This is a genomic window from Sporosarcina obsidiansis (assembly GCF_009651005.1).
Classification (GTDB): domain Bacteria; phylum Bacillota; class Bacilli; order Bacillales_A; family Planococcaceae; genus Sporosarcina; species Sporosarcina obsidiansis.
In genome coordinates this window covers 130082-144638 of sequence record NZ_WHVW01000005.1, presented here as the reverse complement: position 1 = coordinate 144638, position 14557 = coordinate 130082, and the positions used below count along the sequence as shown (strand labels likewise).

The window sequence follows — 14557 nt, the reverse complement described above, 5'->3', positions numbered from 1 at the left end:
TAGATTCCGTATACGAACAGAGGAGAGATGGTCAATGTTTTCAAATGAAGAAAAAGATGCGATCTATAAAGTTATTTATAATAGGAGAGATGTGCGAAGTTTTTTACCGACTCCTATTCCTCAAGGCGCGATACATAACATATTGAATGCAGCTCATCAGGCACCTTCAGTCGGATTCATGCAACCTTGGAATTTCATCGTCATTTCATCCAACGAGACGAAAGAAAAATTAGCATGGGCGGCGGACAAAGAAAGACGGGCGTTAGCTATTCATTATGAAGACGAAGGGGAGAAAGAGACGAAATTCCTTGGCCTAAAAGTGGAGGGGTTGAAGGAAGCGCCGATTACTATTTGTGTAACATGTGATCCTACGCGTGGCGGTTCGCATGTGTTAGGTCGCAACTCCATTCCAGAAACGGATATTCTGTCAACTGCCTGTGCCATCCAAAATATGTGGTTGGCAGCATGTGCAGAAGGACTCGCGATGGGATGGGTGAGTTTTTATAAGAAGAATGACGTTCGAGATATCTTGGAAATACCGCCTCATGTTGAACCCATTGCTCTTTTGTCTATTGGCTACACGGAGAATTATCCGATAGCGCCTATATTGGAGACTGCCAATTGGGAGAAAAGACGAACATTGGATGATCTGATTTTTAAAGATAAGTGGGATAATGAATAAGGATAGACAAAAAATCCCGAGCAATCCCGAACTCATGCCGCCGTTCAAGTGTGTAGGTAAAAACGATATCTGTGTGAGAAACAAACACGAATGTTAAAACAATCATGAAAGTTTCATACACAGGAACCTTTAATAAATAGGGATACATTACCCTTTGTTATTCTAACTAAAGTGTTCAATAGAAATTTTATATTTCTGTTTATATCAAGTACAATCTTCTTTTTTGTATTCCTAGGTGGTGCTATAACTATATAGTCTCCGATATGGAGGAGTGAATAGGTACCCGCGCAAAATTGTTTCGTGCGCAGGTACCTATTTATTTCGTAGGTTCAAGTGTCATCCAAGCACTGGACCAGTTCTCAATTTCTTTTAATACAGGTTCCAAGGCATATCCTTTTTCTGTTAAGGAGTATTGAATCATGACGGGTGTTTCCGGAATGACCTCCCGTTTAACGACGCCTTGCTGTTCTAGGTCCTTTAATCGATCTGATAATACTTTGCCACTGATACCTACAGCCGCTTGAATTTCGCTAAACCGCTGAGTCCCTGACAATAGCTGATAAATGACCAAAGCAGTCCATCTCTGACTCAGGAGGGAGATTGCTTTTTCAAATTTCGGGCAAATGGATGATGGTTTCATATTGTATACACCTCACTGTAATATTACTATACCATAAAATATAATTCACTAATAAAATAATACATAGTTACTTGCAATTTGTTAATAATAATTATATAGTTAGTTACATAAAGTAACTTAAATAAAGGGACACTCATTAGCATGTTTTATAAGCGCTATTATTGTAGAAGAAATATTACGAGGAGGACGATTATGGAATTTCATTCAGCACCTAAAACTTTTGTCGGTCATGTCAACATTATAGTGGAGGATTTGGAGCGCTCACTTATGTTTTATCAGGAGATACTTGGTTTTGATGTGATGGAAAGAAGTGCTACAACTGCTAAGCTTACAGCGGATGGAACGACTAGTTTTTTGTCATTGCAGCAACCAGAACATGTAATACGGAAGCAGGGGAGAACAACAGGGTTATATCATTTTGCAATTTTATTGCCGAAAAGATCGGATTTAGCTGATGTTGTCATACGTTTGATGAAAAAGGGAATCCCATTCGGCTCTGCAGATCATCTAGTAAGCGAGGCAGTGTATCTCAATGACCCTGATGGAAATGGAATTGAAATATACATTGATCGGGCCCCATCTGAATGGATCTGGCAAGGAGAAGAAGTCCAGATGACAGTGGATCCGCTCGATATCGAAAATCTAGTGGAGCGTGGTGGCCTGGAGAGTTCTTGGAAAGGAATGGCAAAGGGAGCGGTAATGGGGCATATCCATTTACATGTAGCTGAACTAGAGAAAACAGAGGAGTTTTATGTGAAGGGGCTGGGATTTGACGTGGTAAATCGCTATGGTGGACAAGCGCTATTCCTTTCTACAGGAAAGTACCATCATCATATCGCTGTAAATACTTGGAATGGACCTGGAGCACCAACGCCTCCACCTCATAGCGTAGGCTTACATTCCTTTACACTTGTTTATCCAAATGAAGAGGTTCGTTCTCAAGTTGTCGCAGATTTACAACGGCTGGGGGCTAGTGTTAGAAAAGAGGAGCCACACTTTATCACCTGTGATCCTTCGGGACATTGCGTCATATTAGCAATAGGATGATAGGCGCTGTGTAATAAAAAACTTCAAACACTCATTTAACATATCTTTCTGTACAGAAAGATATGTTAACAAGACTTCTCATTCATTCGGTGAATTCGTAGAGGTCTTTTTTTATTGACTGGAATGCAAAATTTTTTAGTGTAAGTTTCTCTGTATGAACGTGTAAACCTATCCTATTGTTTGGTGTGCAGATACCTATCAAATAAGGATTTTTTAAGGAGTTTGCTCTTTTTCGTTATACCTTTTAATAAAAGGGGAAGATAGGTAACGAAAGGAGATGTATAGGTATGAAAAAACAATTACTGACGCTAAGTGCTACCCTTACTCTTGTTCTGGCAGGATGCGGAGAGGCAGACACTACAGAAAAGAAACCAGAAACGAGTCTAGAAACGCCTTCAGACAGCATGAAAGGTATGGATCATTCGAGTGTTGGCAGTGTGCCTGAAGGTCTAAAAGCTGCTAAAAATCCGACCTATCCAGTTGGCAGCGAAGCGATCATTCATACCGATCATATGGAAGGAATGGATGGCGCTAAAGCTACCATTGTTGGTGCATATGACACAACAGCTTACTCGATCAATTACACGCCGACAGATAGCGGTGAAAAAGTGACAGACCATAAATGGGTAATCCACGAAGAACTTAAAGATCCAGAGGCTCCGCCTTTAGAAAAAGGCACCGATGTCACGTCTCTTGCTGATCATATGAAGGGCATGGAAGGGGCAAATGCGGATATCGAATCTGCCCAGAAGACAACGGTCTACATGATTAACTATATCCCCACTACTGGTGGAGAAGAGGTCACGAACCATAAATGGGTGACGGAAGAGGAATTATCGAAAGAATAAAGTGTGTGCATTATAAAAAGAAGAGGTACACTTCAGTTAGCTATATAACTCTGTTCCATTTTTAAATGTTGTTACAAAGATAGATATAGATTAAATAAACATATATGTTTGTACATGTTTTCTAGGCGACGTTAGTGGTCAGGTACCTGGCGCAGAGACGATTCATAATTCGATAGGTGTCCTGGTACTTTTTATTACATTAAAAATAACGTACAGAAGAATTGATTAAGAGTAGTAAATTTGCTACTATATTTGCGAACGTATATTCTTGGTGCGGATGATAAACGAGGAGGCCTATTATGAAAAATCAACGGAAGATAGTTTTGTTCATTGCTCAAAGCTTAGATGGATATATCGCTACAAAAGAAGACTCTCTTGATTGGTTATTTAAAGTTGAGGGTGAAGGGGATAATGGGTATTCTGAATTCTTAGAAACGGTAGATACTGTATTAATGGGAAAAAGGACGTATGATTGGGTAATGAAACAAGAAAAAGGTCAATTTCCCTATCAAAATAAATATTGTTACGTTTTTTCCAGGTCAGTAATAGATGATACAAACGAAGTTACATTTGTAAATGAAGACATTGTGAACTTTACTGATAACTTAAAAAAAGAAGAAGGGAAAAATATCTGGATAGTTGGTGGTGGAGACATACTACATACATTTTTAAAAGAAAAGTTAGTCGATGAACTGATTTTGACAGTTGCACCAACGATCATCGGAGAGGGAATTCCTTTATTTAAAATAGGCGACTATCAGCTAGATCTTTCTTTAGTAGGTACTAGAACTTTTAATCAATTTGTTGAATTACATTACATAGTAAAAAAATAATCACAAATGCGCTGCAACTATAAGGAGCGATGGCGAAACAATTATTAGCTGAAAATGATCAAACTATTTTATAAAACCAAAACATAATTTTTTAAAAAGGTCCATTTTCATCACCTATTAGCAAAATAGTAAAACTGTATTCTATGAAATAGTGGTAGTAGTTATTGTCAGATACTAGGATTTCATAACTCCTCATCATTAAATGAAGTATGTGTATAAATTTTGCAATAATTGAGAGCACGACATTGTCATTGAGAAATTCGTGGCGGATGGTCCTCTTCCATAAGCACTCTGTTTAGAAGGGGGGAGGAGGGTTCGAGAATTTCTTACATGTCATGAGTGATCCCTCTCATATTGACCATCCGTTTATGAAAGGATAGGCAGAAGATCAGTTACACAGGGAGTTTGACATGAAATTTGTGAATAGGCGATGAAAAGACTTTAATTGAATTGGAGGCTTGATTAAGATTCCAGATCAACTAATTTAAACAGGATTATTGAGTCATCGGTTAAAGAGATCATCATATGTTGGGGAAACTTGGTGTAAAATCCCTTTTTGATGCAACTGACATCTGTAAAACACACTAGTATTGCACACAGATAACAAGAAAGTGAAAAACAACACAATATAGAAGTAACATTTTCTTGAACCATAATGAAATTTGCTTTAGAATAAACAAAAAAGATAGAAGAACTAGAACGCTTCTTTTTTGCAGCCTTTACCGTTATGGTAGTGGTTGTTCAATCTAATTTCGTCCGAGGACCACCCTTTTGCTTCTTTAGGCGCGGGGGTGGTTTTGTCTGTATATAGCGTAATTTAATTAATGAAGGGATTTGAATTTGAATATGAAAGAAAACTTTTGGCGTGATTTACCGCGTCCGTTTTTTATATTGGCACCGATGGAGGATGTAACAGATGTCGTGTTCCGTCATGTAGTTGCTGAAGCTGCACGTCCTGATGTATTTTTCACGGAATTTACGAATACGGAAAGTTTTTGTCATCCGGAGGGAATTTTTAGTGTGCGCGGGCGTTTGGCGTTTACAGAAGACGAACAGCCGATTGTCGCTCATATTTGGGGAGACAAGCCCGAGCATTTTCGGGAAATGAGTATTGGGATGGCGGAAATGGGCTTTAAGGGGTTAGATGTCAATATGGGCTGCCCTGTTCCCAACGTGGCTTCAAAAGGAAAGGGAAGTGGTTTGATTCGTCATCCTGAAACAGCCGCAGCAATCATTCAAGCCGCAAAAGCAGGTGGATTGCCTGTCAGTGTAAAGACGCGTCTAGGCTACACGGATGTGGATGAGTGGCGTGACTGGTTAACGCATGTGTTGAAACAGGATATTGCCAACCTGTCGATTCATTTGCGCACTCGTAAGGAAATGAGCAACTACCCTGCGCATTGGGACTTAATCCCGGAGATCAAGAAACTTCGTGATGAAATAGCGCCAGATACACTGTTGACAATTAACGGGGATATTCCCGACCGTCAGACGGGTATGGAGCTCGTCGAAAAATACGGTGTGGATGGAGTGATGATTGCACGGGGAGTCTTCACCAACCCTTTTGCCTTTGAAAAGGAAAAAAGAGAGCATAGCAGTGAAGAGTTGCTTGATCTTTTACGGCTGCATCTGGATCTCCATGATAAATACTCAACAGAATTGGAACCCCGTCTTTTCAAACCGCTTCGTCGTTTTTTCAAGATCTATGTCAAAGGATTTCGGGGAGCGGCTGAATTGAGAAATCAATTGATGGATACAAATTCCACTGACGAAGTACGTGCCTTGCTGAAAGAACTCGATTTATAATGCAAAAGATACCAGATCCTAAAACAATGCAGCATTGTTTCGGGACCTGGTATTTTATCGATATTCTGACTCCTTCTCTCAAAGGGAGTCATTCAGTTCTTGTACCTCAATTTAAAGCTTCCTCTACAAGCACATCTCAAAACTTCGCATCGTCCAAATAGAGGAACCTATGTTATACTTAACCCATAAAAAGAAAAAACCAATACGCTGTTTTAACGGGAGAAGGTGAGACACTATTATGATTGAAGCAAAAGATTCTGCTGAAGAAATTAAAGAACTGAGAGAAAAGATAAAAGTATACGAAAAACTGATTGAGGACTTGTCTGCTCCGATTATCCCTTCTATCTTGCCGGAAACGATTTTAGTCCCTCTTACCGGAGCCCTTTCAGTTGAGCGCTTTATGCATATCCAAGATAAGATCGTTCAAAGAATCGCTTCCAATGCAGTTCATACAGTGATCATTGATTTTACCGAGATCGGTACACTAGAAGTTGAGGAAAAGATGGGATATGAGCCTTTAAGTGAAAAAATTCATGAGTTAGTCAGCGTGTTGAAGCTGATGGGCACTGAAACGCTCTTTGTAGGGTTTTCACCGGTCTTTGCGCAGCATTTAATCCTGTCGAATGTTTCTGACTTTAATAAGATCCAAGCGTTTACAACTTTCCGTATGGGTCTTCAATATATAATGAAACAAACAGGGATGGAGATTGTTGAAAAGAAGTAAGGGGCAATTCGATTGATGTTTGTTTATTAGCATTGCATATAAAACATGTATATCAATTTATGTTTATTTATATCCTAACTATCTTCTTGGCATGATAAACAAACATGAATGTTTAACCATCCATGTTTGTTGAAATTTCGTAAATGTCTAGTTGAACAACACGGTTCTGGTGCAGGTACTACATACAAAAAACATCACAATAATAACCTAAGATACTTTTCAAAATTAACCCCTGCCGCAGTAGGGGTTTTTTCCACGTATGCATCCTGAATAGCTGCTGTTAAAAACGTTTCCGCAAGCCGGATTGCCTGTGAAATGTCTTCCCCACGCATGAGACTACCCATTAGTACAGATGCAAATAAATCGCCAGTGCCAGAGTAACTTTTACCATTGAAAGGTGAACAACTATAGATAGATTGTACATCGTCTATATACATATTTCCGATCATCTGCGTATCTTTTTGTTCGGATGGTGGATCGATTCCGGTAATAATAACATGTGCACCAGTTTCTTGCCTCAGTTGTTGGCCTGCCTCTTGTATCGCTTGTAAAAAGTCTTTTTCATTTGTATAGCGGTAAAGCGAATCGTACGATAATCCTGTCAGTAAGCAACACTCTGTTACATTTGGTGTAATGATATCTGCCTGTCTGACCAGTTCCTTCATCTGTGTTAGTAAGTCATCATCAAAGTTTGTATACGCATTTCCTATATCCCCCATCACAGGGTCAACAAGCAAAAGGGTGTCTTCTTGATAGAATGTATCTAAAAACCGAAAGATATGGTTGATTTGCTCTTTTCTGGTAATGAAACCGGTATGGATTCCATCAAAGCTCTCCTGCATCCTGTCCCACTCTTCTATGAAAAGCGGCATATTAGCTGTTAAATCCTCGCAGAAGAAACTAGGGTATTCCGTTTGTGCAGATAAGATGGCTGTCGGCAATGGGCATGCTTGGACACCCATTACTGAAAGCACAGGGATGGCAGCTGTCAAAGAGCATTTACCGAATGATGACAGGTCTTGTATAACAGCGACTTTTTTCATAACTTCCTCCGTATATGTATGTAGTGAATTTATTTCATCATACCATACAATATTTTTTAGTAGGGAAAGGTGCCTGTGAAAAAACATCATGAAGGTTCTGACATTCACATTTCTTAAAATAGTCGTGAATGCTTCAACAAACATAATAGTTTTTTGTATAGGTTCTAACTGAATGTACCCATGTCTATACAAGCGTGATAGTGTTCCGGTTTGTGATCACGCTGGTATAATAGAAAATAGAGTAATGTTGTGGGTTTGCTTAACGTACATGGATAATTAGAAAATATGAACGTAAAGGAGTTTTCCTATGAGTAAACATATAGCTTTTATAGATGTAGAGACAACAGGAATGAGTTCGGCAACTAGTGAAGTGATCGAATTAGGGATCATGTTAGGAGAATATGAAAACAACCGTATTAGTAGGATTGCAGAGGAGTATTGTGAATTCCAGGAACCGTTCTTTTCTATTCCTTCAACGATTACGAATATCACGGGGATTCATGACAATATGGTACGTGGGAAAGTTCTCGATTTAGATAAAATCCTCTCCATTCTTCAAAAAGCAGACGGAATAATTGCACATAATGCTACTTTCGATAGAGGGTTTGTTAGTAAATTATTACCTGAGACTTTGGAGATGGATTGGTATTGTTCTGTTAGACAAATCAAGTGGAAAGAATATGGTTTTGAAAATGGCAAGCTACAGCAATTATTGAGATCACATCGTATTGACGTGAAGCATGCACATAGAGCGCTCGATGATGCGAAGAACCTAGCTACTTTACTGAATTTTTCTCATCCGCTTTTAGCAACAGACGCTACGTACATCTCCTATCTAATGGATAAGAATCCTCTAAAAAAGCCCGTAAATCTGCGGAATTAGTCAAAAGGTATTAGTGAGAAAACCAGACATAAAAGTTACAACATCCAATTTTGTTTCATATCATCTTTCTCAACACATACTGATGATGCAGTAACTATTAGCAGTTTAGTTCTTAAATTAGTAGTAGTGAAAACAATAAGGGAGAATTTACTATGGCACAGAAAAATAAAGAGTTGTCATTAGAACAACGTGAAGAACTATTTGGAACTTTGAAAGCTCGTTTTGAGAAAAACATGAACCGTCATCTAGGCCTTGACTGGACTAACATCCAAGAAAAGTTGGAAGATACTACTGAAAAACTGTGGTCGCTCAATGAAATGGAAGTAACTGGCGGTGAACCAGATGTTGTAGGTTATGATGAAAAGAAGGATGAATATATTTTTTATGATTGTTCAGCGGAAAGTCCTAAAGGCCGCAGAAGTATTTGTTACGACCGTGAAGCGTTAGAGTCCAGGAAAAAACACAAACCAGAAAATAACGCGCTTGATATGGCGGCTGATATGGGTATAGAACTTTTAACTGAAGAACAATATCGTCAATTGCAGGAAAGGGGGAGCTTCGATATGAAAACTTCAAGTTGGGTGCAAACGCCTGCTAGTATTAGAGAGCTTGGCGGGGCACTCTTTTGCGATCGTCGCTACGATACGGTCTTTGTCTACCACAATGGAGCAGAGTCTTATTATGCTACAAGGGGTTTCCGTGGCTCACTTAGGATATAAATTTTGCTCTGAGAGTTTAAACATGCTCTGATTCACTTCATCGGATAGGCATTCAACTTCTAAAACAAGTGAGTGCCGTAAACCATAACTTTCATTCCTCTACTATGGTATTGGTATACGTTAGCAAATATTTATAGCAAGCCCATTTATAAGAAAACCAGCGTGATTACACAAATCTGTGTAATCACGCTGGTTTTTTAATAACTTGTAAAAGTTGAAGACTTCATTTATTTAGCGTGTAAGCTGGCTTCGTGTTAGAGACTTCTATGTCGACCTTCTTTTTCTCTTCCCACTTATTTAAGATAACTGCATTCGCTGTGTTCCCGAACACGTTTAACAATGTTCTGAAACCATCCGTCAGACGATCCACACCTGCTACAAGTGCAATGCCAGCAAGTGGCAGACCAGCTGCAGTAAGAACTGTTGACATCATGATAATACCTGCGCCTGGCACGCCTGCTGTACTAAATGAAACGACCAGTGCACTAATAATAAGCGCTACAATTTGCGTTCCACTTAAATGAACATCAAATAATTGAGCTACAAACAATGCGTTGAATGTTTGTAAAATACAAGCACCATCACGTTTCAGTGCAGTTCCTAAAGGGATTGCAAAACCTGCGATGTCTTCCTGCATTTTAAAAGCTTTTTTTGCATTTTCGATAGCGACTGGTAATGCAGCATTTGAGCTAGCTGTACCAAAAGCTATACCGAATGTAGGCTGGAAGCTTTTCCAAAAATGTTTAGGGGAAATGTGTAATAGGCTTAAGATAATGAAGTAAGCAATCATCATCAAGGCTAATGCCACGAGTAAACCGATAATATAGACGAATAATTTCTGTACAATGTCAAGGCCTTGGGTAGCGATAACCGAGCTGATTAAGGCGAAAACCCCAATCGGTGACAATTTTAGAACGAGTAGAGTAATTTTCTCGACGATTGAATGAACGCTTTCGATAAAGGACAGGAAAGGTTTTGCATGGCTTCCGGCCATTCGAATACCTATGACAATTAGGACAGCGGTGAAAATAATTTGTAGCAAATTGCCGGTAGCAAACGCTTCAAATGGGTTGGTAGGGACAATCGAAATAAGCCAATCAATAATTCCTTGTCCTTCCTTCGCCTCTGTGGATGCCACGTCTCCTAGATTACCAACCATTTTGCCTGGCTTTAGAACATAGGCAGTGACATAACCGATTACGAGTGCAAGGATGCTAGTGGTGACATATAAAAATAGTAGTTTTCCTGTCAATCGTCCAACTTTTTCTGAGTTGCCAATACTAGAAAAACCAACAACTAATGACGTGAATACGATAGGTACTACCACGAACTGGATTAGATTCAAGAAGACTTTACCAACTGGCGATAATACATATTCATTAAGTTGCGGTACAGTTTGGGGGGAAAATACATTCAAGATGAATCCAAAAATAATTCCAAGGATTAAACCAACTGTAATTCTTGTGGATAGCTTCAAGTCTAACAACTCCTATAAATCATACTGGTTATATAGGATTAATATATGGGAGTCTGCTCTTTTTGTCAATAAAATTTATTTAAGGAGAATTAACGCTTTGTAATATATAAGACGTGTAATAGAGACCAGGACACGAGCGAGTGAATGAGATTTTTCCGTTCCAATTATTATCATCTAAGTGCCATACTCATTTTGCGTTCAACAACGACCTGAACTTAACAGCATGGTGATGGACGAGCATGAAGGAAGGACGTATATAGCCTATCAATGTAGCTAGATCGGTTTGAGTTGGGCCAGCATGAAGAATGTGAGTTCCTCTACTGTTCTGTCATATCTCATAGAATCAGGCTGTCACTGAAAGCAAGTACTGACATTCTGGACTATCTCTGTCTTTTACTACTGAGAGAGACATGCTTGTATAAAAAGCGACTTATGTACACAAATTACACGTATGAGTTCTTTCTAATAATTATTTTTTTGCATAACAAATGTTGTCTTGTTTTTTATTTTAAAGTAGTCTATTATTGGAATCGATTACGCAAGCAAATAAACAATCCTTGTGAATTGCATAACCTTGCTTGTAATTAGGTAACCGGTTACATATTTTTTCCTAAAAGGAGGAACAAGAAATGAAAAAAATTCCTATAATCATAGACACAGATCCTGGTATTGATGATGCGGCTGCAATTGGTTTAGCTACACATTGTGAAGAACTTGATATTAAGCTAATTACAACTGTAACAGGTAATGTAGACATCAATAAAACAACTGAAAATGCTTTGAAATTATTAACTTTCTTTGATAAAGATATTCCTGTGGCACGTGGCATGGAGACACCGTTGTTACAACCAGTTTACGGTAGTGAAGTGCATGGCGAGTCAGGAATGGATGGCTTTGACTTTAAAGCAAGTACGCATTCTGTAATAAAAGAACACGCTGTAGAAGCAATTCGTCAACTATTAGAAAACCATGATGAAAAAATTACAATTGTTCCAATCGGTCCCTTAACTAATATTGCGATGCTTTTATTACTGTATCCTAAGTTGAAAAGTAAAATAGATAAAATTGTATTAATGGGTGGCTCTTTGTCGGGTGGAAATATGAATGGCCCTGCCGAATTTAATATATGGGCTGATCCACATGCTGCTAAAATTGTATTTGAGTCAGAAATAGATGTTATAATGATCGGTTTGGATGTTACAAACCAAGCGCTTATTGGTGAAGAAGAATTATCAGCCGCTATCAAACGCGGTAATAAAACGGCAGAAATGTTTAACGCTATCTTCCAGCATTATCGCGATGGAGATATGGAAAACGGAGTTGTGATGCATGATTCATGTGCTATTGCTTATCTACTGAATCCAGAAATGTTCACAGTCGAAAGAAAGCATGTGAAAGTAGTAACAAGTGGTCCAGCAAGTGGTATGACAATGGAGATGTTTGAGGAATTAGAAACCAACGTAAGTGTTGCGACGGATATAGATTCAGCGTTATTTCAAGAGTGGTTTATTACGATTCTAGATAAAATGTTGTAATGGTCTTTAGTAAGTATAAGATATTGTATTCCCAATGTGTAACCGATTACACATTGGGAATACAAAACATTAGTTAGTAAACAGCTAAAGAGGTGACGATAATGAAGTATTTGATTTTTGTAGTGTGTTTAGTAACTATTTTCCTATTGGCTTATCTCGTTAGTTTTGATCGGAAAATGGTGAAAAAGAAGCTAACTACCATTTTTATAATTTTAGGTATTCAAATTCTGCTAGCGTTTATATTACTTCATACAACCCTTGGAATTACGGTAATCGGTGCAGCAGGAAAAGTCTTTGAAAAGTTATTAGGGTATGCCAATGTAGGAATCGAATTTGTTTTTGGCGGCATGATTGAAGGAGAGATGGCGCTATTTTTATTAACAGCACTTATGCCAATCGTCTTTATTTGTGCATTACTAGGTGTTTTGCATTACTTTAAAATTTTACCGATGTTTATTAAAATTACAGGGTATTTATTAAACAAAATTAGTAGATTAGGAAAAGTGGAATCATACAGTGCAATTAGTGCCGTTATAATTGGTATGACAGCAATATTTGTGTCAATTTAAGACTTGCTTCCTAAGTTAGGGAAAAGAAGAATGTATACAGTTGCCGCATGTTCTATTTCAACAGTAGACTTAAGTATTGTTGGCGCTTATATGAATATGATTGAGCCTAAATATGTGATTTTGGCTATCATCTTAAACTTATTTAGTGTGTTTGTGATCATTTCAATTATTAATCCTTATGAGGTCAGTGAAGAAGACGACGCCATTGCAGATCTAAGTAATCAAGAAAAAGATGAAAGAGGATTTTTCGAGGTGCTTTCTGATTATATGATGGATGGTTTTAATTTAGTTCTGGCTATTGTGGCGATGTTACTCGGTTTTATCGCATTGATCGCATTATTAAATGGGATATTTGATAGTATCTTCGGAATGGACTTACAAACAATTTTGGGTTATGTATTTTCTCCAATTGCATTTTTATTGGGTGTGCCTTGGCAAGATGCAGGGCGTTTTGGAGCGTTAATTGCAACCAAAATCTTGTCGAATGAATTTGTTGCCATGATGAGCTTTATGGATATGAAAGGTCTTTCTGAACGTTCGATTGGTATTATTTCAGTCTTCTTAGTATCGTTTGCTAACTTCGGTTCAATTGGTATGATTATTGGTGCATTAAAAGGATTGAACCCAGAACAAAGTAAAGTAGTGGCCGGTTTTAGTTTGCGCCTGTTATATGGAGCCACATTAGTGAGTTTCTTATCGGCTGCTATTGTTGGTTTAATATTATAAAACGTATGATCATTATAAAGTCCACCTGAATTTGGGTGGACTCTGTGATGATGTTCACCGCCTACTCATTATTGCTCATTTGTTAAATTCTCTTCCATATGCTTTAGTTATTCTCCGCATAAGCAATAATTCCTCTGGTAAAATTCCGCTTAACATCTTCTGTCTATGCTCTTTCCAAATTATAGGTCCTTGAAGTTGTATTCCTTTCTCTGTGAGATACACATTGGATATACGGTGATCTGACTTATCTTGCTTGCGATATATAATGTGATTCTGTTCCAGTCTTCTTAGCATATTGCTTACGGTGGATGCTTCAGAACCCATTTTATGTCCCAATTGAGATTGGACAATACTATCATTCTCCTATAAATGGAATAATGCGAGCTCTTGTCCGATGTGCAAACCTAACTTTCTAAGTTGTTGGGCATATTTCTTTCGCGTTTGAATGGCGATTGTTTGTAGTAGGATACGAATTTCACTTTCTATCATGGTCATTCCTCCGAAGCTCATTAGTACGCTAAATTACCTGAACTTCTGTTCAAAGTAGACTACTCTAAAGTTTATTTGACTTTTTAATATGCATACGATTTAATTAGCTTGCTAACTAATTGCTGAATTTGTTGTATGTTGAAACTGGGGGAGATCTTTATGGATAACATCGCTCTGTCTAACATCGAGCAAGAAGTAGTAGCTGTCATTATCGGTGCCTCACTTTCCGGACTTATGACGGTAATTGCATTTGCGCGAGAGGGGGAACGTACTGGAGCTGATCTTTCAAGTGGATGGTGGAACTTTTGGTCAATCGGAAACAGCGAGATATGTAAGAAAGCTAGTCTCAGCAGGTCTTATCATTTCCGTTGGCGTGATGGTACTTGTTTAACTAATAAAAAAGAGCCCGACTGCTATAAAAGAAGTATAAACCAGTTCGCTATAGTGCATCAAAAGTCTGTCTTGAAAAGTCAAAACAACTTTGAAGTGACAGCCTTTTGATGTGCATGAGCAGAGAAATAGAGGAACGAGCCGAA

Annotated in this window: 15 protein-coding genes and 1 pseudogene; 11 read left to right on the top strand and 5 right to left on the bottom strand. The window is 38.3% G+C overall.

Going from position 1 to position 14557, the window contains the following annotated elements; genetic code table 11:
• Nucleotides 1-34: 34 nt before the first annotated feature.
• Nucleotides 35-682 carry a 5,6-dimethylbenzimidazole synthase gene (gene bluB / locus GD002_RS06440; protein WP_153731525.1) on the top strand — a complete coding sequence of 216 codons (648 nt, stop codon included), beginning with the start codon at nt 35-37 and terminating at the stop codon, nt 680-682.
• A gap of 316 nt (nt 683-998) precedes the next feature.
• On the opposite strand, the gene GD002_RS06435 is transcribed toward bluB, so the two are convergent.
• Entirely contained in the window at nt 999-1322 is a 324-nt protein-coding gene (locus GD002_RS06435; protein ID WP_153731524.1) for a winged helix-turn-helix transcriptional regulator, read from the bottom strand.
• 192 nt (nt 1323-1514) lie between these two features.
• Between GD002_RS06435 and GD002_RS06430 the strand changes: the two genes are divergently transcribed.
• From GD002_RS06430 to GD002_RS06410, 5 genes are all read left to right on the top strand, one after another.
• Nucleotides 1515-2369, top strand: a complete 855-nt coding sequence (locus tag GD002_RS06430) for a VOC family protein (RefSeq protein ID WP_153731523.1) — start codon at nt 1515-1517, stop codon at nt 2367-2369.
• A gap of 287 nt (nt 2370-2656) precedes the next feature.
• Nucleotides 2657-3217, top strand: a complete 561-nt coding sequence (locus tag GD002_RS06425; RefSeq protein ID WP_153731522.1) for a YdhK family protein — start codon at nt 2657-2659, stop codon at nt 3215-3217.
• Between the two features lie 299 nt (nt 3218-3516).
• Complete coding sequence (locus GD002_RS06420; RefSeq protein WP_153731521.1) at nt 3517-4050, top strand: dihydrofolate reductase family protein; 534 nt, start codon at nt 3517-3519, stop codon at nt 4048-4050.
• A gap of 846 nt (nt 4051-4896) precedes the next feature.
• Entirely contained in the window at nt 4897-5856 is a 960-nt protein-coding gene (locus tag GD002_RS06415) for a tRNA dihydrouridine synthase (RefSeq protein WP_153731589.1), read from the top strand.
• Between the two features lie 238 nt (nt 5857-6094).
• Complete coding sequence (locus tag GD002_RS06410; protein ID WP_153731520.1) at nt 6095-6580, top strand: STAS domain-containing protein; 486 nt, start codon at nt 6095-6097, stop codon at nt 6578-6580.
• Nucleotides 6581-6774: 194 nt separating this feature from the next.
• On the opposite strand, the gene GD002_RS06405 is transcribed toward GD002_RS06410, so the two are convergent.
• Entirely contained in the window at nt 6775-7623 is an 849-nt protein-coding gene (locus GD002_RS06405; protein WP_153731519.1) for a pyridoxamine kinase, read from the bottom strand.
• A 307-nt stretch (nt 7624-7930) separates the two neighbouring features.
• Here GD002_RS06405 and GD002_RS06400 point away from each other — a divergent pair, with 307 nt between their 5' ends.
• Both GD002_RS06400 and GD002_RS06395 read left to right on the top strand, forming a co-directional pair.
• Nucleotides 7931-8506, top strand: a complete 576-nt coding sequence (locus GD002_RS06400) for an exonuclease domain-containing protein (RefSeq protein WP_153731518.1) — start codon at nt 7931-7933, stop codon at nt 8504-8506.
• A gap of 152 nt (nt 8507-8658) precedes the next feature.
• A complete protein-coding gene (locus GD002_RS06395) occupies nt 8659-9225 on the top strand; it encodes a DUF4256 domain-containing protein (protein WP_153731517.1) in 567 nt (188 codons plus the stop codon).
• Nucleotides 9226-9448: 223 nt separating this feature from the next.
• Here GD002_RS06395 and GD002_RS06390 read toward each other — a convergent pair whose 3' ends face one another.
• Nucleotides 9449-10702: a dicarboxylate/amino acid:cation symporter gene (locus tag GD002_RS06390; RefSeq protein ID WP_153731516.1), complete on the bottom strand. Its 1254-nt coding sequence runs from the start codon at nt 10700-10702 to the stop codon at nt 9449-9451.
• 629 nt (nt 10703-11331) lie between these two features.
• On the opposite strand from GD002_RS06390, the gene rihC reads away from it, so the two are divergent.
• The gene (gene rihC, locus GD002_RS06385; protein WP_153731515.1) at nt 11332-12237 is read left to right on the top strand and encodes a ribonucleoside hydrolase RihC; all 906 of its coding nucleotides are present in this window, start codon (nt 11332-11334) and stop codon (nt 12235-12237) included.
• Between the two features lie 101 nt (nt 12238-12338).
• Nucleotides 12339-13532, top strand: a pseudogene (locus GD002_RS06380) (NupC/NupG family nucleoside CNT transporter).
• A gap of 75 nt (nt 13533-13607) precedes the next feature.
• Here GD002_RS06380 and GD002_RS18160 read toward each other — a convergent pair.
• Together GD002_RS18160 and GD002_RS18025 are read right to left on the bottom strand one after the other, a co-directional pair.
• Nucleotides 13608-13883 (bottom strand): MarR family winged helix-turn-helix transcriptional regulator, encoded by a 276-nt coding sequence (locus tag GD002_RS18160; protein WP_408020079.1) that lies wholly within the window; start codon nt 13881-13883, stop codon nt 13608-13610.
• A 12-nt stretch (nt 13884-13895) separates the two neighbouring features.
• A complete protein-coding gene (locus GD002_RS18025) occupies nt 13896-14021 on the bottom strand; it encodes a hypothetical protein (protein WP_255425134.1) in 126 nt (41 codons plus the stop codon).
• Nucleotides 14022-14180: 159 nt separating this feature from the next.
• Here GD002_RS18025 and GD002_RS06370 point away from each other — a divergent pair, with 159 nt between their 5' ends.
• Entirely contained in the window at nt 14181-14522 is a 342-nt protein-coding gene (locus GD002_RS06370) for a hypothetical protein (RefSeq protein ID WP_153731513.1), read from the top strand.
• Nucleotides 14523-14557 lie beyond the last annotated feature (35 nt).

Bases quoted from the DNA above. Each gene is read 5' to 3' on its own strand.
- bluB (WP_153731525.1), top strand. From the start codon at position 35: ATGTTTTCAAATGAAGAAAAAGATGCGATCTATAAAGTTATTTATAAT.
- GD002_RS06435 (WP_153731524.1), bottom strand. From the start codon at position 1,322: ATGAAACCATCATCCATTTGCCCGAAATTTGAAAAAGCAATCTCCCTC.
- GD002_RS06430 (WP_153731523.1), top strand. From the start codon at position 1,515: ATGGAATTTCATTCAGCACCTAAAACTTTTGTCGGTCATGTCAACATT.
- GD002_RS06425 (WP_153731522.1), top strand. From the start codon at position 2,657: ATGAAAAAACAATTACTGACGCTAAGTGCTACCCTTACTCTTGTTCTG.
- GD002_RS06420 (WP_153731521.1), top strand. From the start codon at position 3,517: ATGAAAAATCAACGGAAGATAGTTTTGTTCATTGCTCAAAGCTTAGAT.
- GD002_RS06415 (WP_153731589.1), top strand. From the start codon at position 4,897: ATGAAAGAAAACTTTTGGCGTGATTTACCGCGTCCGTTTTTTATATTG.
- GD002_RS06410 (WP_153731520.1), top strand. From the start codon at position 6,095: ATGATTGAAGCAAAAGATTCTGCTGAAGAAATTAAAGAACTGAGAGAA.
- GD002_RS06405 (WP_153731519.1), bottom strand. From the start codon at position 7,623: ATGAAAAAAGTCGCTGTTATACAAGACCTGTCATCATTCGGTAAATGC.
- GD002_RS06400 (WP_153731518.1), top strand. From the start codon at position 7,931: ATGAGTAAACATATAGCTTTTATAGATGTAGAGACAACAGGAATGAGT.
- GD002_RS06395 (WP_153731517.1), top strand. From the start codon at position 8,659: ATGGCACAGAAAAATAAAGAGTTGTCATTAGAACAACGTGAAGAACTA.
- rihC (WP_153731515.1), top strand. From the start codon at position 11,332: ATGAAAAAAATTCCTATAATCATAGACACAGATCCTGGTATTGATGAT.
- GD002_RS18025 (WP_255425134.1), bottom strand. From the start codon at position 14,021: ATGATAGAAAGTGAAATTCGTATCCTACTACAAACAATCGCCATTCAA.
- GD002_RS06370 (WP_153731513.1), top strand. From the start codon at position 14,181: ATGGATAACATCGCTCTGTCTAACATCGAGCAAGAAGTAGTAGCTGTC.